The organism is Pseudomonas sp. FP2335, assembly GCF_030687535.1.
Taxonomy (GTDB): domain Bacteria; phylum Pseudomonadota; class Gammaproteobacteria; order Pseudomonadales; family Pseudomonadaceae; genus Aquipseudomonas.
The window spans coordinates 801,761-825,000 of the sequence record NZ_CP117437.1 but is presented as its reverse complement, the minus strand read 5'-3'; the positions used below and the strand labels follow the sequence as shown (position 1 = coordinate 825,000).

22 protein-coding genes (1 of these 22 cut by a window edge) are annotated in these 23,240 nt (G+C 61.7%); 12 read left to right on the top strand and 10 right to left on the bottom strand.

The genetic code is table 11. The annotated features are described in order from the left end of the window. Together PSH81_RS03420 and PSH81_RS03415 are read right to left on the bottom strand one after the other, a co-directional pair. Positions 1-1,212: the 5' portion of a CoA-acylating methylmalonate-semialdehyde dehydrogenase gene (locus PSH81_RS03420; RefSeq protein WP_305392017.1), read on the bottom strand. The gene continues 282 nt to the left of window position 1, outside the view; 1,212 of the gene's 1,494 nt are visible here — the first part of the coding sequence; it begins with the start codon at positions 1,210-1,212; its stop codon lies off the left edge, out of view. A 39-nt stretch (positions 1,213-1,251) separates the two neighbouring features. Then, positions 1,252-2,601: an aspartate aminotransferase family protein gene (locus tag PSH81_RS03415; protein ID WP_192300142.1), complete on the bottom strand. Its 1,350-nt coding sequence runs from the start codon at positions 2,599-2,601 to the stop codon at positions 1,252-1,254. A gap of 125 nt (positions 2,602-2,726) precedes the next feature. Here PSH81_RS03415 and PSH81_RS03410 point away from each other — a divergent pair, with 125 nt between their 5' ends. From PSH81_RS03410 to PSH81_RS03385, 6 genes are all read left to right on the top strand, one after another. Next, a complete protein-coding gene (locus PSH81_RS03410; protein WP_192300143.1) occupies positions 2,727-3,647 on the top strand; it encodes a LysR family transcriptional regulator in 921 nt (306 codons plus the stop codon). Between the two features lie 79 nt (positions 3,648-3,726). Then, the gene (locus tag PSH81_RS03405; protein WP_305392749.1) at positions 3,727-5,121 is read left to right on the top strand and encodes a uracil-xanthine permease family protein; all 1,395 of its coding nucleotides are present in this window, start codon (positions 3,727-3,729) and stop codon (positions 5,119-5,121) included. Positions 5,122-5,208: 87 nt separating this feature from the next. Then, complete coding sequence (locus tag PSH81_RS03400; protein WP_192300145.1) at positions 5,209-5,868, top strand: TetR/AcrR family transcriptional regulator; 660 nt, start codon at positions 5,209-5,211, stop codon at positions 5,866-5,868. A 12-nt stretch (positions 5,869-5,880) separates the two neighbouring features. Beyond that, entirely contained in the window at positions 5,881-6,462 is a 582-nt protein-coding gene (locus PSH81_RS03395) for a YigZ family protein (protein WP_192300146.1), read from the top strand. 34 nt (positions 6,463-6,496) lie between these two features. Then, on the top strand, positions 6,497-7,183 hold the full coding sequence (locus PSH81_RS03390; RefSeq protein WP_305392016.1) for an SDR family oxidoreductase: 687 nt from the start codon (positions 6,497-6,499) through the stop codon (positions 7,181-7,183). 152 nt (positions 7,184-7,335) lie between these two features. Beyond that, a complete protein-coding gene (locus tag PSH81_RS03385; RefSeq protein ID WP_305392015.1) occupies positions 7,336-8,694 on the top strand; it encodes an 8-oxoguanine deaminase in 1,359 nt (452 codons plus the stop codon). Positions 8,695-8,817: 123 nt separating this feature from the next. On the opposite strand, the gene PSH81_RS03380 is transcribed toward PSH81_RS03385, so the two are convergent. Next, a complete protein-coding gene (locus PSH81_RS03380; RefSeq protein ID WP_192300149.1) occupies positions 8,818-9,903 on the bottom strand; it encodes a calcium:proton antiporter in 1,086 nt (361 codons plus the stop codon). Between the two features lie 194 nt (positions 9,904-10,097). Between PSH81_RS03380 and PSH81_RS03375 the strand changes: the two genes are divergently transcribed. Beyond that, the gene (locus tag PSH81_RS03375; protein WP_305392014.1) at positions 10,098-11,051 is read left to right on the top strand and encodes an adenosine deaminase; all 954 of its coding nucleotides are present in this window, start codon (positions 10,098-10,100) and stop codon (positions 11,049-11,051) included. A 137-nt stretch (positions 11,052-11,188) separates the two neighbouring features. Here PSH81_RS03375 and PSH81_RS03370 read toward each other — a convergent pair whose 3' ends face one another. The 3 genes from PSH81_RS03370 to PSH81_RS03360 all read right to left on the bottom strand — a co-directional run bounded on the left by PSH81_RS03370 (position 11,189) and on the right by PSH81_RS03360 (position 14,640). Continuing rightward, complete coding sequence (locus PSH81_RS03370) at positions 11,189-12,559, bottom strand: MFS transporter (protein WP_305392013.1); 1,371 nt, start codon at positions 12,557-12,559, stop codon at positions 11,189-11,191. Positions 12,560-12,880: 321 nt separating this feature from the next. After that, positions 12,881-13,576: a helix-turn-helix transcriptional regulator gene (locus tag PSH81_RS03365; RefSeq protein ID WP_305392012.1), complete on the bottom strand. Its 696-nt coding sequence runs from the start codon at positions 13,574-13,576 to the stop codon at positions 12,881-12,883. Positions 13,577-13,710: 134 nt separating this feature from the next. After that, positions 13,711-14,640, bottom strand: a complete 930-nt coding sequence (locus PSH81_RS03360) for a LysR family transcriptional regulator (protein ID WP_305392011.1) — start codon at positions 14,638-14,640, stop codon at positions 13,711-13,713. Between the two features lie 120 nt (positions 14,641-14,760). On the opposite strand from PSH81_RS03360, the gene PSH81_RS03355 reads away from it, so the two are divergent. Beyond that, complete coding sequence (locus tag PSH81_RS03355; protein WP_226455696.1) at positions 14,761-15,774, top strand: zinc-binding alcohol dehydrogenase family protein; 1,014 nt, start codon at positions 14,761-14,763, stop codon at positions 15,772-15,774. Between the two features lie 145 nt (positions 15,775-15,919). Beyond that, positions 15,920-16,093 (top strand): hypothetical protein, encoded by a 174-nt coding sequence (locus tag PSH81_RS03350; RefSeq protein WP_226455695.1) that lies wholly within the window; start codon positions 15,920-15,922, stop codon positions 16,091-16,093. 8 nt (positions 16,094-16,101) lie between these two features. Here the strand turns inward: PSH81_RS03350 and PSH81_RS03345 are convergent, their stop codons facing one another. After that, the gene (locus PSH81_RS03345) at positions 16,102-17,295 is read right to left on the bottom strand and encodes a multidrug effflux MFS transporter (RefSeq protein WP_226455694.1); all 1,194 of its coding nucleotides are present in this window, start codon (positions 17,293-17,295) and stop codon (positions 16,102-16,104) included. Positions 17,296-17,380: 85 nt separating this feature from the next. Beyond that, positions 17,381-17,572 carry a heavy-metal-associated domain-containing protein gene (locus tag PSH81_RS03340; protein ID WP_192300157.1) on the bottom strand — a complete coding sequence of 64 codons (192 nt, stop codon included), beginning with the start codon at positions 17,570-17,572 and terminating at the stop codon, positions 17,381-17,383. A gap of 147 nt (positions 17,573-17,719) precedes the next feature. Here PSH81_RS03340 and PSH81_RS03335 point away from each other — a divergent pair, with 147 nt between their 5' ends. From PSH81_RS03335 to cueR, 3 genes are all read left to right on the top strand, one after another. Beyond that, entirely contained in the window at positions 17,720-18,100 is a 381-nt protein-coding gene (locus PSH81_RS03335; RefSeq protein ID WP_192300158.1) for a hypothetical protein, read from the top strand. A gap of 66 nt (positions 18,101-18,166) precedes the next feature. Then, complete coding sequence (locus tag PSH81_RS03330) at positions 18,167-20,368, top strand: cation-translocating P-type ATPase (protein ID WP_305392010.1); 2,202 nt, start codon at positions 18,167-18,169, stop codon at positions 20,366-20,368. Further along, a complete protein-coding gene (cueR, locus tag PSH81_RS03325; RefSeq protein ID WP_192300160.1) occupies positions 20,365-20,766 on the top strand; it encodes a Cu(I)-responsive transcriptional regulator in 402 nt (133 codons plus the stop codon). Before PSH81_RS03330 ends, cueR begins: the two co-directional genes overlap by 4 nt. Positions 20,767-20,929: 163 nt before the next feature. On the opposite strand, the gene PSH81_RS03320 is transcribed toward cueR, so the two are convergent. After that, positions 20,930-21,829, bottom strand: coding sequence for a PA4780 family RIO1-like protein kinase (locus tag PSH81_RS03320; protein ID WP_014716761.1), 900 nt, complete (start codon positions 21,827-21,829; stop codon positions 20,930-20,932). A gap of 124 nt (positions 21,830-21,953) precedes the next feature. After that, positions 21,954-23,231: an acetyl-CoA C-acetyltransferase gene (locus PSH81_RS03315; RefSeq protein WP_305392009.1), complete on the bottom strand. Its 1,278-nt coding sequence runs from the start codon at positions 23,229-23,231 to the stop codon at positions 21,954-21,956. Between the last annotated feature and the right edge of the window lie 9 nt (positions 23,232-23,240).

Below are 23,240 nucleotides of genomic sequence, written 5' to 3'. Positions count from 1 at the left end.
GTTGATCAGTTGCATCGCCGCTTCCAGGCTATCGACCCGCACCACGCACAGCACTGGCCCAAAGATCTCTTCTTTGTAGATACGCATCTCAGGCGTCACATGATCAAACAGGCTGCCCCCCAGGAAGAACCCCTCTTCGTGACCGGCAACGCTCAGACCGCGACCATCAACCACCAACTTGGCACCCGAAGAAACTCCGTCTTCTATATAGCCACTGACCTTATCCCGCGCCTGCCTCGTCACCAACGGCCCCATATCCAGGCCGCAGGAGGTGCCCGCACCGATCTTCAGCGCCTTGACCTGCGGCACCAACTTGGCGATCAACGCATCCGCGACCTGGTCGCCCACGCACACGGCCACCGAGATTGCCATGCAACGCTCACCGCACGAACCATACGCCGCGCCCATCAACGCGCTGACAGCGTTATCCAGATCCGCATCCGGCATCAATACCGCGTGGTTCTTCGCCCCACCCAGCGCCTGCACGCGTTTACCGCGCTTGGTCGCCTCGGCATAGATGTACTCGGCAATCGGCGTCGAGCCCACAAAACTCAGCGCCTTCACTTCCGGCGCTTCGATCAGCGCATCCACTGCGCCCTTGTCACCGTGCACCACGCTCAGCACACCTTTGGGCAAACCGGCTTCCTGCAACAGTTGTGCGATCAACAGCGTCGAGCTCGGATCACGCTCCGACGGCTTGAGGATAAAACAGTTACCGCAAACAATCGCCAGCGGATACATCCACAACGGCACCATTGCCGGGAAGTTGAACGGAGTAATACCCGCTACCACGCCCAACGGCTGGAAATCCGACCAGGCATCAATATTCGGTCCTACGTTACGGCTGTATTCGCCCTTCAGAATCTCCGGCGCGGAACAGGCGTATTCAACGTTCTCGATACCACGCTTCAATTCACCGGCAGCATCTTCCAGCGTCTTGCCATGCTCTTCGCTGATCAACTGCGAGATGCGCGCTTCGTTCTGCTCCAGCAATTGCTTGAAACGAAACATCACCTGGGCGCGCTTGGCCGGTGGGGTATTACGCCAGGCCGGGAACGCCGCCTTGGCCGAGTCGATCGCCTGTTGAATGGTTTCACGACTGGCCAACGGCACCTGGTGGATCACTTGGCCGGTCGACGGGTTGTAGACGTCGGCACTACGACCGCTGTCATTGACCAATTCACCGTTGATCAAATGCTGGATAAGGCTCATGCAGGGCTCCTGAAAAATTGTTCTATATAGAAGGAGAAATCAGTCGATCTTGTTCAGCACTTCACCGACCGCATCGAACAGGCGATCCAGGTCCTGCGGTTTGCTGTTGAAGGTTGGCCCGAACTGCAGGGTGTCACCGCCAAAACGTACGTAGAAACCGGCTTTCCACAAGGCCATGCCGGCCTCGAATGGACGCACGATCGCATCACCGTCACGCGGGGCAATCTGAATCGCACCGGCCAGACCGTAGTTGCGGATGTCGATCACGTTCTTGCTGCCCTTCAACCCGTGCAGCGCATTCTCAAAGTGTGGAGCGACTTCGGCTACGCTCTGCACCAGATTCTCCTTCTGCAGCAGGTCCAAAGCCGCCAGGCCTGCAGCACATGCAACCGGGTGCGCAGAGTACGTATAGCCGTGTGGGAATTCCACCGCATACTCCGGCGTCGCCTGGTTCATGAACGTCTGATAAATCTCGCTGCTGGCAATCACCGCACCCATTGGGATGGCACCGTTGGTGACTTGCTTGGCGATGCACATCAGGTCTGGCGTCACACCAAAGCTGTCGGCGCCAAACATCGAACCAGTACGACCGAAACCGGTGATCACTTCGTCGAACACCAGCAGGATATTGTGCTGATCGCAAATTTCACGCAGACGCTTGAGGTAACCCTGCGGTGGCACCAGTACGCCAGCAGAGCCGGCCATCGGCTCGACAAACACCGCGGCGATGTTCGACGCGTCGTGCAGTTCGATCAGCTTGAGCAACTCATCGGCCAAGGCGATGCCGCCCTGCTCCGGCATGCCACGGGAGAACGCATTGCTCGCCAACAGGGTGTGCGGCAGATGGTCAACATCCATCATCGCCTGACCAAAAATCTTACGGTTGCCGTTCACGCCGCCCAAGCTGGTACCGGCAATGTTCACACCGTGATAACCACGGGCACGGCCGATCATCTTGGTCTTGGTCGACTGCCCCTTCAGGCGCCAATAGGCACGCACCATCTTCACCGCGGTATCGGCGCACTCGGAGCCGGAGTCGGTGAAGAACACGTGGTTCAAGTTACCTGGAGTCAGGTCGGTAATCTTTTCCGCCAACTGGAAGGACAACGGATGACCATATTGGAAGCCCGGCGAGTAGTCCAAAGTCCCCAGTTGCTTGGCCACCGCTTCCTGGATTTCCTTGCGCGTATGCCCGGCCCCGCACGTCCACAAACCCGACAACGAGTCGTAGACCTTGCGCCCCTTGTCATCGATCAACCAGCTACCTTCCGCGCCCACGATCAAACGCGGGTCACGCTGGAAGTTACGGTTGGCGGTGTAAGGCATCCAGTGCGCGTCCAACTTCAGTTGGCTGGCCAGGGACGATGGGGCGTTTTCGGGCATGTTCATCAGCAAAACCTCGCAGGGCAAAAGGCAGCGTCGGGATTGAAAAGCGTTGTTGCAGCTAAATTGCCACGGCGATAAAGTCGGTGAAATTCAACTCTTCTAACCTTCAGTCAGGCCTTCACTAAACTATGAGCAGCCGTCGACCCGATCCCCTCGCCCAAGTCAGCGACTTCGATATACGCTTGTTGCGCATCTTTCGCAGCGTGGTCGAATGCGGCGGCTTCTCGGCAGCGGAAACCGTGCTCGGCATCGGCCGCTCCGCCATCAGCCAGCAAATGAGCGACCTGGAGCAGCGCCTCGGACTGCGACTCTGCCAGCGCGGCCGCGCCGGTTTCTCCCTGACCGAAGAAGGCCGCGAGGTCTACCAGTCCGCGTTGCAACTGTTGAGCGCCCTGGAAAGCTTCCGCACAGAGGTCAACGGCCTGCACCAGCATCTGCGCGGCGAGTTGATCATTGGCCTCACCGACAACCTCGTCACCCTGCCCCACATGCGCATCACCCACGCCCTCGCGCAGTTGAAGGAACGTGGCCCGGACGTGCAGATCCAGATCCGCATGATCGCCCCCAACGAAGTCGAGCAAGGCGTACTCGACGGCCGCCTGCACGTCGGCGTGGTGCCCCAGGCCAGCGCCCTCTCTGGATTGGAATACCAGCCGCTGTACAGCGAGCGCTCGCTGCTCTACTGCGCAGTCGGCCACCCGCTGTTCTACGCCGACGACAAGCAGTTGGACGACGCACGTATCGATAGCCAGGACGCCATCGCCCCCACTTTCCGCCTGCCCGCCGACATCCAGGCCCACTATCAGGCGCTCAACTGCACCGCCAGCGCCTCGGACCGCGAAGGCATGGCGTTCCTGATCCTCACCGGCCGCTACATCGGCTACCTGCCCGACCATTACGCCAGTTTATGGGTGCAACAAGGCCGACTGCGCGCGCTGAAACCGGCTACACGTTTTTACGATTTGAGCCTGGCATCGGTCACACGCAAGGGGCGTCGCCCTCATTTGGTGCTGGAAAGCTTCCTGGAAAGCCTGGCCGCCACCCGTTAATTCGGGCGCAAGCGAAAAGCTGAGCGGTTGGACAGCTTTTTGCAAGAACCCAAGGACATAGACCTTGAGTTTGCCCGCCATGCCACCAGAATCCTCCAGCAGCAGCGACCTGATCTACGGCCTCAACGACCGCCCGAAACCCGCCCCGGCCCTGCTCGCCGCACTGCAACATGTGCTGGCCGCGTTCGTCGGCATCATCACCCCGCCGCTGATCATCGGCCCCACCCTGGGCCTTACCGCGCATTTGCCCTACCTGATCAGCATGGCGTTGATGGTCTCCGGCGTCGGCACCTTCATCCAGGCACGTAGGCCGTATGGCATCGGCGCCGGCATGATTTGCCTGCAGGGCACCAGCTTTGCGTTTCTCGGCGCGGTGTTGTCGGCGGGTTTCCTGGTCAAGCAACGCGGCGGTAGCCCGGAAGACATCATGGCAATGATCTTTGGCGTGTGCTTTTTTGGCGCCGTGGTGCAGATCGTGCTGAGTCGCTTCATCGGTCAACTGCGCCGGGTTATCACACCGTTGGTGACGGGGATTGTCATTACCCTGATCGGCATCAGCCTGATCAAGGTCGGTATCACCGACCTGGGCGGTGGCTTCAATGCCCCCGACTTCGGCGCCCCCATCAATCTGGCACTGGGCGTGTTCGTCGTATTGACGATCATCCTGCTCAACCGCTCGAACACCCCATGGGTGCGCCTCTCGGCCATCATCATCGGCCTGGCGCTGGGCAGCCTCGCGGCCTGGTTCAGCGGCAAGCTGGTGCCCCAAGCCTTGCCCGACCTGCCCCTGGTCAGCCTGCCGATCCCATTCCGCTACGGTTTCAACTTCGACTGGAGCGCTTTCCTGCCCATCGCGCTGATTTATCTGATCAGCAGCATCGAAACCGTCGGCGACCTCACCGCCAACTGCATGATCGCGCGCCAGCCCATCAGCGGCCCTTCTTATATAAGCCGACTCAAGGGCGGCGTACTCGGTGACGGCGTCAGCTGCATGATCGCCGCCACCTTCAGCGCCTTCCCCAACACCACGTTTGCCCAGAACAACGGCGTGATCCAACTCACCGGCGTGGCCAGCCGTTACGTCGGCTTATACATCGGCGTGCTGTTGTTTTGCCTCGGCCTATTTCCGTTGATTGGCGCGGTACTCCAGCAAATCCCCAAACCGGTGTTGGGCGGCGCAACCCTGGTGATGTTCGGCAGCGTGGCCGCCGCCGGGGTGCGCATCCTCGCCCAGGCGCCATTGGATCGGCGCAGCATGTTGATCATCGCCACCTCGTTCGGCGTCGGCCTGGGCATCGCCGCCCAACCGAACCTGCTGCACCTGATGCCGACGCTGGTGCAGAGCCTGTTCGACTCGGCGATCACCAGCGGCGGCTTGACCGCCATCGTGCTGTGCCTGCTATTACCGGAAGCCAAGGCCACCGGGAATGCCGCAAACCACGCGTCGGAAAGCGACACGGTGGAATCGCTCTGACGGTTTTATTGCATCAGGACTTGTCTGAGGCTTGAGGGTGGGTTATCTGTGCACACGTCGTCTCTATCGATCTGCACGGAAACCTCCATGAGCCTCGAAGTTCCTGCCCACAGCAACCCCACCGGAAAACCCGCCAGCCGCATTCGGCAAAAGAACGAACAAGCGATTCTCCAGGCTGCTGAAGACGAATTCGCGCGCCATGGCTACAAAGGCACCAGCATGAACACCATTGCTGCCAGTGCCGGGCTGCCCAAGGCCAACTTGCACTACTACTTCACCAACAAGCTGGGCCTCTATATCGCGGTGCTCAGCAATATCCTCGAACTGTGGGACAGCACCTTCAACACGCTGACCGCCGAGGACGACCCCGCGGTAGCCCTGGCTCGCTACATCCGCACCAAGATGGAGTTTTCGCGACGCCAGCCCCAGGCCTCGCGGATCTTCGCCATGGAGATCATCAGTGGCGGCGAATGCCTCACCGAATATTTCAGCCAGGACTACCGCGCCTGGTTCAGTGGCCGGGCCGCCGTGTTCCAGGCCTGGATCGATGCGGGCAAGATGGACCCTGTCGACCCCGTACACCTGATCTTCCTGCTGTGGGGCAGCACCCAACACTATGCCGACTTCGCCACCCAGATCTGCCGCGTCACCGGTCGCACCAAGCTGACCAAGCAGGATATGGAAGACGCCGGCACCAACCTGATCCACATCATTCTCAAGGGCTGCGGCGTCAAGCCGGCCCTATAAACGAAGCGACTTATGCCTTTCACGCTCACCGGCCTTTGCGAGTTTCACGAAGAAATCCGCAAAAGCCGCTTTATCACCCTCGCCGCCCCGATCACCAGCCCGCAGGACGCCCAGGCGTTTTTCGCGCAACACAGCGACTTGAACGCCACGCACAACTGCTGGGCCTGGAAATTGGCTGATCAATACCGCAGCAACGACGATGGCGAACCCGGCGGCACCGCCGGGCGGCCGATCCTGGCGGCCATCGAGGCGCAAGGTTTCGATCAAGTCGCGGTGCTGGTGATCCGCTGGTACGGCGGCATCCAGCTCGGTACCGGCGGCCTCGCCCGTGCTTATGGCGGCGGTGCGAACAAATGCCTGCAGAACGCCGAGCGCATCGAACTGATCAGCCGCGTCCCGCTGAGTTGCGCTTGCAGCTTCTCCGAGTTGAACCTGGTGAAACTGCGTGTCGCCGACCTGGGCGGGCTGGTGGTGGAAGAAACCTTCACTGCCAACGGCGTCGAACTACAACTCGCTGTCGGCCAAGCGCATATCGACACCCTGCAAATTCAACTCGCCGACCTCAGCCGCGGGCGTATCCTGCTACAACGCTGAACTCCCTGAACCGCGACTCCAAAGGAAGCTTTTCATGTCTACGCCAAAAACCGCACTGATCATCGGCGCCTCCCGCGGGCTGGGCCTTGGCCTGGTCAAGCAACTGCTCCAGGACGGCTGGGACGTGACCGCCACCGTGCGTGACCCGAGCAAGGCCGACGCCCTCAAAGCGCTCGGCCCGGTGCAGATCGAGAAACTCGACATGGACGATCAGCAAGCCGTGATCGCCCTGAGCCAGCGCCTCAAGGCGCGCACCTTTGACCTGCTGTTCGTCAACGCCGGCGTCAAAGGCCCGGCCAACCAGGAGCCTGGCCACGCCACCCTGGCGGAAGTCGGCCAACTGTTCTTCACCAATGCCGTGGCACCGATCAACCTGGCCCAGCGCTTTGTCGGGCAGATCCGCAAAGACAGCGGCGTGCTGGCTTTCATGAGTTCGGTGCTGGGCAGCGTGACCATCCCCGACGGCTCCGACCTGGCGCTGTACAAGGCCAGCAAGGCCGCACTCAACTCCATGACCAACAGCTTCGTCACCCAACTGGGCGATCACAAACTCACCGTACTGTCGCTGCACCCAGGCTGGGTGAAGACCGACATGGGCGGCGAAAACGCCCACATCGATGTCGACACCAGCGTGCGTGGCCTGGTGGATCAGGTAAATGCCTACACCGGCAAGGGCGGCCATCACTTCATCGACTACAAAGGCGACACCATCGCCTGGTAACTCCCACCTCAATCTCGTCCACTTTCCTACATGTGGACGAGATCTTTAACTACACGTAATCTAGCCCCTCGCCTTCACCGGCGACCCTGGATCAGCAGACAGGGCAACACTGAGCTGGCAAACCTGAACCCATCATTCAGAGGAGCCGGCCAATGCCTGCGACCCGTATCTGGTTAAAAAACCCCCTCGCGATTTTCACTGCCAACGGCCTCGACGCCCGTGGCGGCCTCGTGCTGCAAGACGGTGTGATCAGCGAAGTGCTGGCCCTGGGCCAAACACCTGCCCAGCCCTGCGCACAAACCTTCGATGCCCGCGAACATGTGATCCTGCCGGGCCTGATCAACACCCACCACCACTTCTACCAAACCCTGACCCGCGCCTGGGCGCCAGTGGTCAACCAGCCATTGTTCCCGTGGCTGAAAACCCTGTACCCGGTCTGGGCACGCCTCACCCCGGAAAAACTCGCCCTAGCCACCAAAGTCGCGCTGGCCGAACTGCTGCTCTCGGGCTGCACCACGGCGGCCGACCACCACTACCTGTTCCCCGACGGCCTGGAAAACGCCATCGACGTGCAAGTGCAGAGCGTGCGCGAACTGGGCATGCGCGCCATGCTCACCCGCGGTTCCATGAGCCTGGGCGAAGCCGATGGCGGCCTGCCACCGCAACAAACCGTGCAACAAGGCCAGGTGATCCTCGACGACAGCCAGCGCCTGATCCGCGCATACCACGAGCGTGACGAAGGCGCGCAGGTCCAGATCGCCCTGGCGCCGTGCTCGCCGTTCTCCGTCACGCCAGAAATCATGCGCGCCAGCGCCGAATTGGCTGGCAGTCTCGACGTACGCCTACACACACACTTGGCGGAAACCCTCGACGAAGAAGATTTTTGCCTACAGCGCTTCGGCCTGCGCACCGTGGACTACCTCGACAGCGTCGGCTGGCTTGGCCCGCGCACCTGGCTGGCCCACGGCATTCACTTCAACCCGGATGAAATCGAACGCCTCGGCGCGGCCGGCACCGGCATCTGCCATTGCCCAAGCTCGAATATGCGTTTGGCCTCGGGCATCTGCCCGACCCTCGACCTGCTCGCCGCTGGCGCGCCCATCGGTCTTGGCGTGGACGGTTCAGCCTCCAACGATGCGTCAAACATGATCCTTGAAGCGCGCCAGGCCCTGTACATCCAGCGCTTGCGCTACGGCGCGGAAAAGATCACCCCCGAAGGCGTGCTGGGCTGGGCGACCAAAGGTTCTGCGCAGTTGCTGGGGCGCACGGATATTGGTGAATTGGCTGTGGGAAAACAGGCCGACCTCGCGCTATTCAAACTGGATGAACTGCGCTTCTCCGGTAGTCACGACCCGATCTCGGCACTGCTGTTGTGCGGCGCCGACCGGGCGGACCGGGTGATGGTGGCGGGTAAGTGGCGGGTGATTGATGGCCAAGTGGAAGGCCTGGACTTGAAAGGTTTGATCGCCGATCACAGCCAAGCGGCTCGAGCACTGATCGCCGGAACCTAAGTCATACACAAATCAAAATGTGGGAGCGGGCTTGCCCGCGAAGACGGCGGGTCAGTCAATGCATGTGCTGACTGATACACCGCTTTCGCGGGCAAGCCCGCTCCCACAGCTGATTGGCGGCGGCTATAGACCCAGTAACGACAACATAATGAAGGTCGCAAACAACACAAAATGCGTCATCCCCTCAATGGCATTGGTTTCCCCGTCATTGAGGTTGATCGCACTGACAATCAACGTGATCAACACCATCACCGTCTGCACTGGCGTCATCGCCATCTGGAACGGCTGGCCAGTGTAGAGCGCCATCGCCTCCATCACCGGCACCGTCAGGATCACCGTCGACAACGAGGCCCCCAACGCAATATTGACCACCGACTGCATGCGGTTGGCCAGCGCCGCACGCAACGCCGTCAGAATCTCCGGCGCCGCCGAAATCGCCGCCACCACGATTGCCGTGATCACCGGCGGTGCGCCCGTGCCCTCCAGGCCCAGGTCGAGGGTCTTGGACATCACCTCGGCCAACGCGCCAATCACAATCACGCCAAACACCAACGTACCGATAGAAAACGCCAGATTGATCGAATGCGCTTCTTCCGACGGCTTCTTACCGCGTTTCTCCGGGTAGCTGTAGCTGAAGAAATAACTGTGCGGCCCCACCTGCATGCGCAGGAACAGGGTGTAGAGCACCACCATCGCGCCGATGGTGAATGCCGAGTAAATTTTCCAGTCGGCCTCTGGGATAAATTCCGGCACCACCATCGACACACCCATGGCCGTCAGAATCATCACGCTGTAGCTGCGCGCCGAATCGTCGTTGTAGGACTGTTCACCATGCTTGATGCCGCCCATCAGCGCCGCCAGGCCGAGGATGCCGTTGATGTCGAGCATCACCGCCGAATAAATCGTGTCGCGCACCAAGGTCGGCGAAGGCTCGTTACTCATCATGATCGCCAGGATCACCACTTCCACCAGCACGGCGGCCAGCGTCAGGATCATGGTGCCGTAGGGGTCACCGACTTTTTCCGCGAGCTGCTCGGCGTGATGGGCCACGCGCATCGAGGCGATCACGATGAACACGATCAGCACCACCCCGCCAAGCAGTGCCACGCCCTGCCCGCTGTTGAGCATCCAGTGTTCCAGGGGGTATGCGGCGATGGCGGCAAGCAGCGCCAGCAGCATGAATTTTTCTTGCTTGAGGGATGTGAGCATTCCGGGCCTTATCAAACAGCGAATCAGTCATTGATGGAGTACAGACTACGGCAGGCTGCTAACGTTTCGTTACACCTTAGTTCACGCGGCCCTTGCGCGAATCCAACGAAAACGATCCTGCTGGTCAGGTTTTACCGATTATTTCAGCCATGCCCTGTAGAATGCCGCCATTGCACCTGATGAGAATTTAGAAAATGTACGATTGGCTCAACGCCCTGCCCAAGGCTGAACTGCACCTGCACCTGGAGGGTTCGCTGGAGCCTGAGCTGCTGTTCGCCCTGGCCGAGCGCAACAAGATTGCGCTGCCGTGGAACGATGTCGAAACCTTGCGCAAGGCTTACGCGTTCAACAACCTGCAAGAGTTTCTCGACCTGTACTACAAGGGTGCCGATGTGCTGCGCACCTCCCAGGATTTCTACGACCTGACCTGGGCCTATCTGCTGCGCTGCAAAGCGCAGAACGTGATCCACACCGAACCGTTCTTCGACCCGCAGACCCACACCGACCGTGGCATCCCGTTTGAAGTAGTGCTCAACGGTATCGCCGCTGCACTCAAAGATGGCGAGCAGCAACTGGGCATCACCAGCGGCTTGATCCTCAGTTTCCTGCGCCACCTGAGCGAAGCCGAAGCCGAGAAAACCCTGGACCAGGCCCTGCCATTCCGTGACGCGTTCGTGGCCGTGGGCCTGGACAGCTCGGAAATGGGCCACCCGCCGAGCAAATTCCAGCGCGTGTTCGACCGTGCCCGTCACGAAGGCTTCCTCACCGTGGCCCACGCCGGCGAAGAAGGCCCGCCCGAGTACATCTGGGAAGCCATCGACCTGCTGAAAATCCAGCGCATCGACCATGGTGTACGCGCCATCGAAGACGAGCGTTTGATACAGCGCATCATCGACGAGCAGATCCCGCTGACCGTGTGCCCGCTGTCCAACACCAAGCTCTGCGTGTTCGATGACATGTCCCAGCACAACATCCTCGACATGCTCGAACGCGGCGTGAAGGTCACCGTGAACTCGGATGACCCGGCGTACTTCGGCGGTTATGTCACCGAGAACTTCCACGCGCTGCACACCGCACTGGGCATGACTCAGGACCAGGCCAAACGCCTGGCGCAGAACAGCCTGGATGCACGCTTGGTCAAGCCATAACCCGCACTCACTGGATGAGTGCAGGCTAAATGTGGGAGCGGGCTTGCTCGCGAAAGCGGTGGATCAGTCCATATAGCACTGACTGAAAGACCGCCTTCGCGAGCAAGCCCGCTCCCACATTAGAGGTGTATCGTCGATCAGATTTCGCTCAGCTCTTCCAGCGTCTTGCCCTTCGTCTCCATCCCAAACACCCACACCACCAGCGCCGCCACCGCAAAACACAGCGCGCCCAGGGCAAACACCCCACCCTGCCCGGTCATCGGAAATACCAACCCGGTCACCAACGGCCCCAGCAACGAACCAACCCGGCCGATCGCCGAGGCAAACCCGGACCCGGTCGCACGCGCCGAGGTGGGATAGAGTTCAGGCGTATAGGTGTACAACACCGCCCACATGCCAAACAGAAAGAACTGCATCAACAAGCCCGAGGTGATCAGCAAGCCCACATTGCCGCCAAACACCGCGCTTTGCCCATACACAAACGCCATCACCCCGCCACCGAGCAGCGTCACCACACACACCGGTTTACGTCCCCAGCGCTCCACCAGCCAGGCCGCCATCAGGAAACCGGGAATCCCGCCCAGGGAAATGATCACCGTGTAATACACCGACTGCGTCACCGCAAAACCCGACTGCTGCAACAGCGCACTCAACCACGACGTCAGCCCGTAGAAGCCGAGCAGGGCAAAAAACCACACGCTCCAGATCATCATCGTGCGTTGGCGATACTGCACCGACCACAGTTGCTGGAACGCCGAGAAAAATGTGCCCGGCGTGCTCTCCCCCCGTGGCAAGCGAATCGGCTCCGGCAACTGCGCGCCGCCCAGGGCGTTGCGCACTTTCTGCTCGATGCCCTGCAACACTTTGTCCGCCGCGTCATGCCGCCCGGCCTGTTCCAGCCAGCGCGGCGACTCAGGGATAAAAAACCGGATCGCCAGCACAAACACCGCCGGCACCGCCAACACCAGGAAAATGTCGCGCCAGCCGATCACCGGCAGCAAGAAGTACGACAGCACACCCGCAGCCACAAAACCCAACGGCCAGAAGCCATCCATCAAGGCGATGTAACGCCCGCGCCGCTTGGCTGGAATCAACTCCGACAGCATCGACTGCGCAATGGGAAACTCCATGCCCATGCCGATGCCCAGCAAGATGCGAAACAGCGTCAGCGTCTCTACCGTCTGCGCGGTGGAACACAGGTAACTGGCGATGCCCCATAACACGATGCTCCACTGGAACACCGGCTTGCGCCCGAAGCGGTCGGCGAGCATCCCGGACAACGATGCGCCCACCACCATGCCGAAAAAACTCGAACTGGCCAGCAATCCGGCCTGGGCCGTACTCAGCCCGAACTCGGTTTTGATCGAGCCCAACAGGAAGGTCATCATCGCCAGGTCCATGGAGTCGAAGAAAAACGCCAGGGCGATGATGATGAAAATGACTCGGTGGTAGCCGCTGATGGGCAACCGTTCCAACCGTTCCGCTGCGCTGTAGCCTCTCATACCCATGCCGCACCCCCAGTGTAAAAGTCCTCTCGGCGAGTGTGCGGCATGCTTTTTCCAGATTATTGCTGGATGCGACCTGATTGAAACTCTGAACGACGCCCGTGTGGCCAAGGTTGCCGGGGCATAGGTATCTGCACAACTTTTGGCGACCGCAAACACTATGACAACCGTGTTGTAGTGAGCGGGCTCGCCCCGCGCCAGGTGGCGAAGCCGCCCCAAACGGGACGCCGCCGTGTATCAGTGAGACCGCGGCGCCTGGATTTGGGGCGGCTTCGCCACCCGGCGCGGGGCTAGCCCGCTCACTACAGGGATGAGGTTCACGGTTTAGAGATTCTCGGGCGCAGCCAAACGATTGATTTCCACCAGCCCGCTGTCGTTGACCTGCAAGGCGTGTGAGTCTTTGATCAGGCTGACCCAGTTCGATTGCAGAAACAGTTGCAGCAAGCCCGCGCCCAACGCACCGCCCAGATGCGGTTGCTGCTGGCTCCAGTCGAAACAATCACACACCACGGGCAATGCCAGCGCCTGGGTAAAAATCCCCAGGTCTGCCAAATGCCGAGCGCCCTTGAGGGTCACGCCCAGACGCTGCTCATGCCGCGCAATCCAACCGGCCGCCAACATCCGTTGATACAACCCTGCCGCCAGTTCGCCGCCGAGGTGGCCGTGGCACATCCTGGCGTGACGCAGCGGCGATGGCACCACCAACGGCGGCGGTGGCGCACCCGGGCGACTGCGTGCGGCGCTGGCCATGGTGGTACTGGCCAAGGCATCGATGGCCGCACTGACATCCGGTGCCGCCACACGAAACAAGCGCTGGCCACGACGGGTCTCGACCCGCAGCAAGCCGCCACCTGTCAATCGCGCCAAATGCGCAATGGCCGAGGCCGGTGACAGCCCTGCATGCGCCGCCAGATCCTGCGACGACTTGGCCGAGCCGTCCATCAAGGCCCAGAGCATCGCCGTGCGCTTGGGCTCGGCGAGCAAGCTGGCAACTTGACTGATGCAAGATGCTTCTTCCATGGTTTCACTCCCTGTTAAATCATTTTTCTGCTGTGGTTGGCGCCAAAGTATAGGGGCGCAAGCAACCCGTTCCGCGCCGTCCGACAGCGCGGATAAGGACAGAATCTGAGTGAAATTTCCTCGCTTGCTGGAGGCTACTGCCCAGCGGTAAATCGCTCCGGCCACTGCGCGGTCAAAGTCGCACAACGCGACACAAGCATTTCGCGCAGCAGGTTGACCGGTTTGCTCAATTGCGCACGGTGGGCACACAGCAGATTCAGCGGCGTACGCTCACCACGCAGCTCCGGCAGGATCACGCGCAAGCGCCCGGCGAGCACGTCAGCGCTGACATCCAGCCAGGACTTGTAGGCAATCCCCACCCCCGCCACTGCCCAGCGGCGCACCACATCGGCATCGTCACTGAAGCGGTCGCCACTCACCGTCAGGCTGATCTCGCGTTTGCCGTCGTGAAAGCTCCAGCGATCATGCACGCGGCTGCCGAGCATATACAGCAGGCAATTGTGCTGGGCCAATTGCTCCAGGTGCCGGGGTTCGCCGTGCCGTGCGAGGTAGCCGGGCGCCGCGCACAACACGCGCACATTGTCCGGGGCCACCGGCAATGCGATCAGGCTGGAGTCCTCGGGCTCGCCGTAGCGCAGGGCGATGTCCACCGGCTGGCGAAACAGATCGGCAATCCGGTCGCCCAACAACAGACGCACGGTCAGTTGCGGATGCTCACGCTGGAAGTCATCCAACCACGGCAGCAACAGGTTGCGCCCCAGGTCCGAGGGTGCGGACAACTGCAGCACACCGCTGACCTGATCCTGGCCACTGGCCAATAGGCGCCGCCCCTCGTCCAGCGAACTCAGCGCAGCGCGGGCGTATTCCAGGAACCCCTCACCTTCAGCCGTCAGGCGCAGGCTGCGGGTGGAGCGCGCCAGCAAGCGCGCGCCCAGTTGCTGTTCGATGCGCTTTAGCGCCGCACTGGCCACGGCGGGCGACAGGTCCATCACCCGCGCTGCCGCCGACAGGCTGCCCAAATCCGCCGAACGTACAAACAACTGCAAATCGTCAAAACGCAGCATGCCGCCCATCCATTATCAAAATTTTATTGAAACAGACCTCTGTTTTAGCCGCTTTTATCTATACGGGAAATAGCCAATCATCTGTCCATCCCGTTTATTCGCCCACTTCCCGGAGCCCCCATGAAAGCCATCGCGTACTACAACTCGCTGCCGATCAACGATCCCCAATCCCTGCAAGACATCGAACTGCCAGCGCCGGTCGCCGGCCCGCGTGACCTGCTGGTGGAAGTCAAAGCCATCTCGGTCAACCCGGTGGACACCAAAGTGCGCCAGAACGTCGCCCCGGAAAACGGCGCCGCCAAGGTGCTGGGCTGGGACGTCGCCGGGGTGGTCAAGGCGGTCGGCAGCGACGTGACGCTGTTCAAGGCCGGCGACAAGGTGTTCTACGCCGGCTCCCTGGTACGCCCCGGCGGCAACAGCGAACTGCACACCGTGGACGAACGCATCGTTGGCCACATGCCCAAGAGCCTGGGTTTTGCCGAAGCCGCCGCGCTGCCGCTGACGGCGATCACCGCCTGGGAATTGCTCTTCGAGCGCCTGCAAGTATCAGAGGGCAAAGAAGACAGGGGCCAGAGCCTGCTGATCGTCGGTGCCGCCGGTGGCGTGGGGTCGATCCTGACCCAACTGGCCAGCCAACTCACCGCGCTGAAGGTGATCGGCAGCGCCTCGCGCCCGCAAACCCAGGCCTGGGCCAAGGCACTGGGCGCAGACCTGGTGATCGACCACAGCCAACCGCTGAGCGAAGAACTCAAACGCGCCGGTGTCGGCCAGGTCACCCACGTCGCCAGCCTGACGCAAACCGACCAACACCTCGATCAACTGGTCGAAGCCCTGCAACCCCAAGGCAAGCTGGCGTTGATCGACGACCCGAAGGCGCTGGACGTCAGCAAGCTCAAGCGCAAGAGCCTGTCGCTGCATTGGGAGTTCATGTACACGCGTTCGATGTTCGAGACGGCAGACATGATCGAGCAGCACCACCTGCTCAACCGCGTCGCCGAGCTGATCGACGCTGGCACCCTGCAAACCACGGTGGGCGAACACTTCGGCGTGATCAATGCGGCGAACCTGCGCCGCGCCCATGCCCTGCTGGAAAGCGGCACGGCCAAGGGCAAGATCGTGCTGGAAGGATTCTGAAAAGGGTCTGTAGGCGTCGTCCGTTATTCATGTGAGTGATGGACGACACCATTAGTCAGAGAGTTGATCTTTGTCATATTTGCGCGGGTATACGGGTTTATATTGGCCGCCTTTGCCACGATTCTTTTACGCGAGGAAGTCAGTAATGAAGATCCTGATAAAAGCGTTAGCAAAATCCCAGTGGGAAGTGCGCCTGGACCAGAAGGCCATCATCTTCCACAGTGAAGCCGAGGCCCGCGCCTTTGCCGATACCCTGCAAGCCCGAATCCAGGCCCCTCACCGTCTTCCCGTCAACCAGCAACACTCCGCCGCTGGCTGACCGCCACCTCAGACCTGCGCTTGCGCGGCCCGAGCCCGCTGCAAGCGCTGGGTCGACACGGCCACCGTCACCGCCAACACACCGCACAGGCTGATGACCATGGCCATCGGCAGCGCCGTGCCATCGTGCAACAGGCCGACCAACGACGCCGCCCCCGCTGCCACACCAAACTGAATGCAACCGAGCAGCGCCGACGCACTGCCCGCCCGCGCTCCTTGCCCGCTCATGGCGCAGGCCGAGGTGTTGGGCAAAATGCAGCCCAGGCTGGCGATGCAGATAAACAGCGGCACCAGCAGCGGCCACAGGGCATCGGTGTGCAAAGCGCTGATCGCCAGCAATGACAACGCCGCCGCCAGGTACACCCACACGCTGCGCGACAGCAAGAACGCCGGGCCGCGCTTGGCCAGCAAGCGCGCGTTCACTTGGGCGATCAGGATGAAACCGGCCGCGTTGGAACCGAATACCCAGCCGTAATGCTCGGCAGGCACGCCATACAGTTTGATGAATACGAAAGGTGAACCGGCGATGTAGGCAAACATCCCGCCAATCGCAATACCGCCAGTGAGGGCGTAGCCGAGGTAGACCCGGTCCGACAGCAACGACAGGTAGCGCCGCAGCGAGCCGGACAATGGCTGGCGCGGCTGATGGGCCGGGAAGGTTTCCGGCAGGCCGACGGCCACCGCAATCGCCGCCAATACACTGAACGCGGTCAGCGCGAGGAAGATCGACTGCCAGCCCCACAACCCGACCATCACCCCACCCGCCAACGGTGCGAGGATCGGCGCCAACCCCGTGACCAGCATCAGTTGGGAAAACACCTTGGCCGACCCCACCGCATCACATTTGTCGCTGACCACGGCGCGGGAAATCACCATGCCCGCACAACCGCCCAGGGCCTGGACGAAACGTGCGGCGATCAGCCATTCCAACGACGGCGCATAGGCACAGGCAAAGGACGCGAGGGTAAACAGGGTCACACCGCTGAGCAGCGGCACGCGCCGGCCAAAGCGATCGGCCAGCGGGCCGTAGATCAATTGGCCGATGGCCAGGCCGGTGAAATACACCGCCAGGGTGGTCTGGATATGTTTTTCGTCAGTGCCGAACGCGATAGCCATGGCGGGGAAGCCCGGCAGGTAAAAGTCGATCGCCAATGGTGCGAAGGCGCTCAAGGCGCCCAGAATCAGAATTATGCGCAGGTTCATCAGACACCCAAGTGAGTCGGCAGCTCGACAGTCTAGCCGCGCTTGGGTGCCTTGAACATTACGTTAGCTCGCTAACTATTAAAAATCAGACGACGCTGTAGCCTTCTTCCCGAATCGCATCGGCGATCTGCTGCGCGCTCAGTTGGCTTTGCACGCTGACTTGCTTCGCGGCGAGGTCCACCTTCACTTCGGCGCTCGGGTCCTGGTTGTGCACTGCCTGGGTCACCGATTTGACGCAATGGCCGCAGGTCATTCCTTCAACGCTGAATACTTGCATGACATGACTCCTGTATTGAGGGTAGAGGCAGTCTCGACCTTGCCATCATGGCAAGGTCAAGCTCAGAAAATATCCGCCGGGCTGGTATTCGCCCGCGCTGTCGGCCAAGCTTCACCCATCTTTGATTCAACCCACGGAGCATTCGCCATGCGCTGGTCGTTTTTTGCCCTTGCCGGCCTGATGAGCTTGTCTGCCGCTGCGCCGCTGGCCAGTGCCGCAGAAGACTATGCGGTGTTGATCATTTCCCGGGAACGCCTGGAAGTGTCGACCAACTGCGAGATCGGCCTGTACCTGAATGATCAGCTGGCAGGGCGGCTGTTCCAGGAACAGTCCACCTCGTTCAACCTGCCGGCGGGCAACCTGTCGTTGCGCCTCAAGTTGCTGCCGGGCCAGGCACCGGGCTGCCAGCCGGGCCTGCTCGCGCCGCCAGCACAGAACATCACTTTGAAGGTTGGCGACGTGCGCAAACTGCGCATTGCCCAGGGTCCGGACGGCATGTATCTCAAAGCCGCTGCGCTGGACTATTAAACGGCCTTGACCTTCCCCACAGGTCAAGGTTGATGCTAGGGGCCACTTCTCCTGGAGGACTGCCCCATGAATGGAACCACCACCTTTGACCTGCCGATCAGCGGCATGACCTGCGCCAGCTGTGCCGGCCGCGTCGAGCGCGCGCTGGGCAAGGTGCCGGGGGTGCAAAGCGTCAGCGTCAACCTGGCCAACGAGCGTGCCCACGTCGAAGTGGCGGGCCAGATGGACCCCGGTGTGTTGATTGCCGCCGTCGACAAGGCCGGCTACACCGCCACCCTGCCGCAGAGTGAAACCGCTACCGAAGTCGATCAGGCCCAGCGCCTGCAGCGCGAACGCCTGTCGCTGCTGCTGGCGATTGCCCTGGCGCTGCCGCTGGTGCTGCCGATGCTGGTGGAACCCTTCGGCCTGCACTGGATGCTGCCCGCCTGGGTGCAGTTCGCCCTGGCCACCCCGGTGCAATTCATCTTTGGCGCACGCTTCTATATCGCCGCGTGGAAAGCCGTGCGCGCCGGTGCTGGCAATATGGATTTGCTCGTGGCCATCGGCACCAGCGCCGGTTACGGCCTGAGCATCTATGAATGGCTCGGCGCCCACCCCGGCATGGCGCCGCACCTGTATTTCGAAGCCTCGGCGGTGGTGATCGCCCTGGTGCTGCTGGGCAAATACCTCGAAAGCCGCGCCAAGCGTCAGACCGCCAGCGCCATCCGCGCCCTCGAAGCCTTGCGCCCGGAGCGGGCGATTCGGGTCAATGGCGGGCGTGAAGAAGACGTCGCCATCAACGCGCTGGCGCTCAATGACCTGGTGCTGGTCAAGCCCGGCGAACGCTTCCCGGTGGACGGTGAAGTGGTGGAAGGCCAGAGCCACGCCGACGAAGCGCTGATCAGCGGCGAAAGCCTGCCGGTGCCGAAGCAGCCAGGGGACAGCGTTACCGGCGGCGCCATCAACGGCGAAGGCCGCCTGCTGGTGCGCACCACCGCCCTGGGCGCCGAAAGCGTGCTGGCGCGGATCATCCGCCTGGTGGAAGACGCCCAGGCCGCCAAGGCGCCGATCCAGAAACTGGTGGATAAAGTCAGCCAAGTGTTCGTGCCCGCCGTGCTGGTGCTGGCGTTGGTCACGTTGGTGGGCTGGTGGCTGTACGGCGCATCACTGGAAACCGCGATCATCAACGCGGTCGCCGTGCTGGTGATTGCCTGCCCGTGCGCCCTGGGCCTGGCTACACCTACCGCAATCATGGCCGGCACCGGCGTGGCTGCGCGCCATGGCATCCTGATCAAAGACGCCGAAGCCCTGGAGCGCGCCCATGCAGTCAGCGCCGTGGTCTTCGACAAGACCGGCACCCTCACCTCCGGCACGCCAAAAATCGCTCATCTGAGCGCCGTGGATGGCAACGAAGCCCTGCTGCTGCAACAGGCCGGGGCGCTGCAACGTGGCAGCGAACACCCGCTGGCCAAGGCCGTGCTGGACGCCTGCAACGAACAAGGCCTGGTGGTGGCCGACGTGAGCGCCAGCCAATCCCTGACCGGGCGCGGCATCGCCGGTACTCTCGATGGTCGGCAGTTGGCCCTGGGCAACCGCCGCCTGCTCGAAGAAAGCGGCTTGAACGCCGGTGACCTGGCCGAGTCCGCCAAGGTCTGGGAGGCCGAAGGCCGCACCCTGTCCTGGCTTATCGAGCAAGGCGCGCAACCGCGTGTGCTGGGGCTGTTCGCCTTTGGCGACACGCTCAAGCCCGGCGCACTGGAAGCAGTCAACCAACTCAAGGCGCAACACATCAGCAGTCACCTGCTCACCGGCGACAACCGCGGCAGTGCGCGCGTGGTGGCCGAGGCGCTGGGCATCGACGACGTGCACGCCGAGGTGCTGCCCGCCGACAAAGCCGCCACCGTCACCGAACTGAAAAAAACCGGCGTGGTGGCCATGGTCGGCGACGGCATCAACGACGCCCCGGCCCTCGCCGCCGCCGATATCGGCATTGCTATGGGGGGCGGCACCGACGTGGCCATGCACGCGGCCGGCATCACCTTGATGCGCGGCGATCCACGCCTGGTGCCGGCCGCGCTGGAGATCAGCCGCAAGACCTACGCAAAAATCCGCCAGAACCTGTTCTGGGCCTTTGTGTATAACTTGATCGGCATTCCACTGGCAGCATTCGGCCTGCTCAACCCGGTGTTGGCCGGTGCGGCGATGGCGCTGTCGAGCGTCAGCGTGGTCAGTAATGCCCTGCTGCTGAAAACCTGGAAACCCAAGGACCTGGAGGATCACCGCCCATGAACATCGGCCAAGCCGCACGCCAGAGCGGGCTCAGCGCGAAGATGATTCGCTACTACGAATCCATCGGCTTGCTCAAGGCCGCCCACCGCACCGACAGCGGCTACCGTGTGTACGGTGCCGACGACCTGCACACCCTGGCGTTTATCAAACGCTCGCGGGACTTGGGGTTTTCTTTGGAGGAGGTCGGCAAACTGCTGACCCTGTGGCAAGACCGGCATCGGGCCAGCGCCGACGTAAAAGCCCTGGCGCGCCAACACATTGATGAGTTGAATCAGAAGATCATGGAACTGGGGCAGTTGCGCGATACCTTGCAGGACCTGGTGGAGCACTGCCATGGCGATCATCGGCCGGACTGTCCGATTCTCAAGGAGTTGGCTTCGGGCAGTTGCTGCACCTGATGGAATCTACCTGAATACATACAAAACCAAATGTGGGAGCGGGCTTGTGTGGGAGCGGGCTTGCTCGCGAAGACGGTGTGTCAGTCAACGATATATTCACTGATCCACCGCATTCGCGAGCAAGCCCGCTCCCACATTTTTTAGATCTACGCGGGCCTTGAGATCACTGCATCCAAGGCGGCGGCGGTGGCTCGTCCGGCACTTTGCTCGGTGGTGCATCGTCCGCCGCGCGGATCGCCTGCCGACGCTCTTCATCCAGCCGCGCCGCTTCGATCTCGCGGATCACGCCGCCCACGTCCGCCAGTTCTTCCGGCTCATCGAACTCGCCGGTCAACACACTGGCCGGGTGCAACGTGCCGGCTTCGTAAAGCGCCCACATTTCCTTGGCGTATTTGGTCTTTTTCAACTCCGGGGCAAAACGCCCGAAGTACGACGCCATGTTGCCCACATCCCGCTCCAGCATGCTGAACGCGTGGTTGTTGCCCGCCGCATCCACCGCCTGGGGCAGGTCGATGATCACCGGGCCGGTCGGCGTGAGCAGTACGTTGAACTCGGACAAGTCACCGTGCACCAGGCCGGTACACAGCATCAGCACGATCTGCGAGATCAGGAAGGCGTGGTATTCACGCGCCTGGTCCGGCTCCAGCACCACGTCATTCAGGCGCGGTGCCGCATCGCCGTACTCGTCGGCCACCAGTTCCATCAACAGCACGCCTTCCAGGAAGTCGAACGGCTGGGGCACGCGAACGCCCGCACCGGCCAGGCGGAACAACGCCGCCACTTCAGCGTTCTGCCAGGCATCTTCGGTTTCTTTCTTGCCGAATTTGGAGCCCTTGGCCATGGCCCGGGCCTGACGACTGTTGCGGACCTTGCGGCCTTCCTGGTATTCGGACGCCTGACGAAAACTTCGTTTGTTCGCCTCCTTGTAAACCTTGGCGCAACGCAATTCATTGCCGCAGCGCACCACATAAACAGCTGCTTCTTTACCACTCATGAGTGGGCGCAGCACTTCGTCGACCAGACCGTCTTCGATCAGGGGTTCAATGCGTTTAGGAGTCTTCATCAGCTTTTATTGTGGGTCCTTTATTACCAAATACGCGTATGGCACTCGTTATACGGCAATCGGCCCGCCGGTGGGAGAGGCGACTGACCGTTGATCACTTAAGAATGCATCAGATATGCCAGTTTCAGCGCTCAATGATCGCTGTAACCCCCTGCCCGCCCGCCGCACAGATTGAAATCAGCCCACGCCCCTTGCCCGCCGCGTCCAACAGTTTGGCCAGGTTGGCGACGATACGCCCACCCGTGGCAGCAAACGGGTGCCCGGCCGCCAATGAACTGCCCTTGACGTTGAGCCGGCTGCGGTCGATCGCGCCGAGGGGGGCATCAAGCCCGAGGCGCGTCTTGCAGTAGTGCGCATCCTCCCACGCCTTGAGCGTGCACAACACCTGGGCAGCGAAGGCTTCGTGGATCTCGTAGTAATCGAAGTCCTGCAGCGTCAGGCCATTCCTCGCCAGCAAACGCGGCACCGCATACACCGGCGCCATCAACAGGCCTTCGGCACCGTTGACGAAATCCACCGCCGCCGCTTCACCATCGCGCAAATACGCGAGGATCGGCAGCCCACGCTCTTTAGCCCAGGCCTCGCTGCCCAACAATACCAATGAGGCACCATCTGTCAGAGGCGTGGAGTTGCCCGCCGTGAGCGTAGCTTTTTCGCCACGTTCGAACGCCGGCTTGAGCGCGGCAAGTTTCTCTAGGGTCAGATCCGAGCGCAGGTTGTTATCGCGGGTCAGGCCGAGGAACGGCGTGAGCAAATCGTTGTGCCAGCCTTCGGCGTAGGCGGCCGCCATGTTCCGGTGACTCTCCAGCGCCAGCTGGTCTTGCTCGGCGCGGGGGATCTGCCAGGTCTGCGCCATCAGTTCGCAATGCTGGCCCATGGACAACCCTGTACGTGGCTCACCGTTGCGCGGCAGTTCCGGCTTGAGGTGATGGGGGCGCAGTTGCAACAGCACTTTAAGCTTGTCCGCCAGGGATTTGCTGCGGTTGGCTTGCAGCAGAATCTTGCGCAGCCCTTCGTTGACGCCGATGGGCGCGTCGGACGTGGTGTCGACCCCACCCGCAATCGCGCACTCGATCTGGCCCAGGGCGATTTTGTTGGCCACCAGCAACGCCGCCTCAAGCCCGGTGCCGCATGCTTGTTGAATGTCATAGGCCGGGGTTTGCGGCGACAGGCGCGAGCCGAGCACGCATTCGCGGGTCAGGTTGAAGTCCCGCGAATGCTTGAGCACCGCGCCGGCGGCCACCTCGCCGATACGCAAACCGTGCAGGTTGTAACGCTCGATCAGGCCTTCCAGCGCAGCGGTCAGCATCGCCTGATTGCTCGCCGTGGCGTAGGGACCATTGGAGCGGGCAAAAGGGATGCGGTTACCGCCAATGATCGCTACACGGCGCAATTGAGTCATGAAAATCTC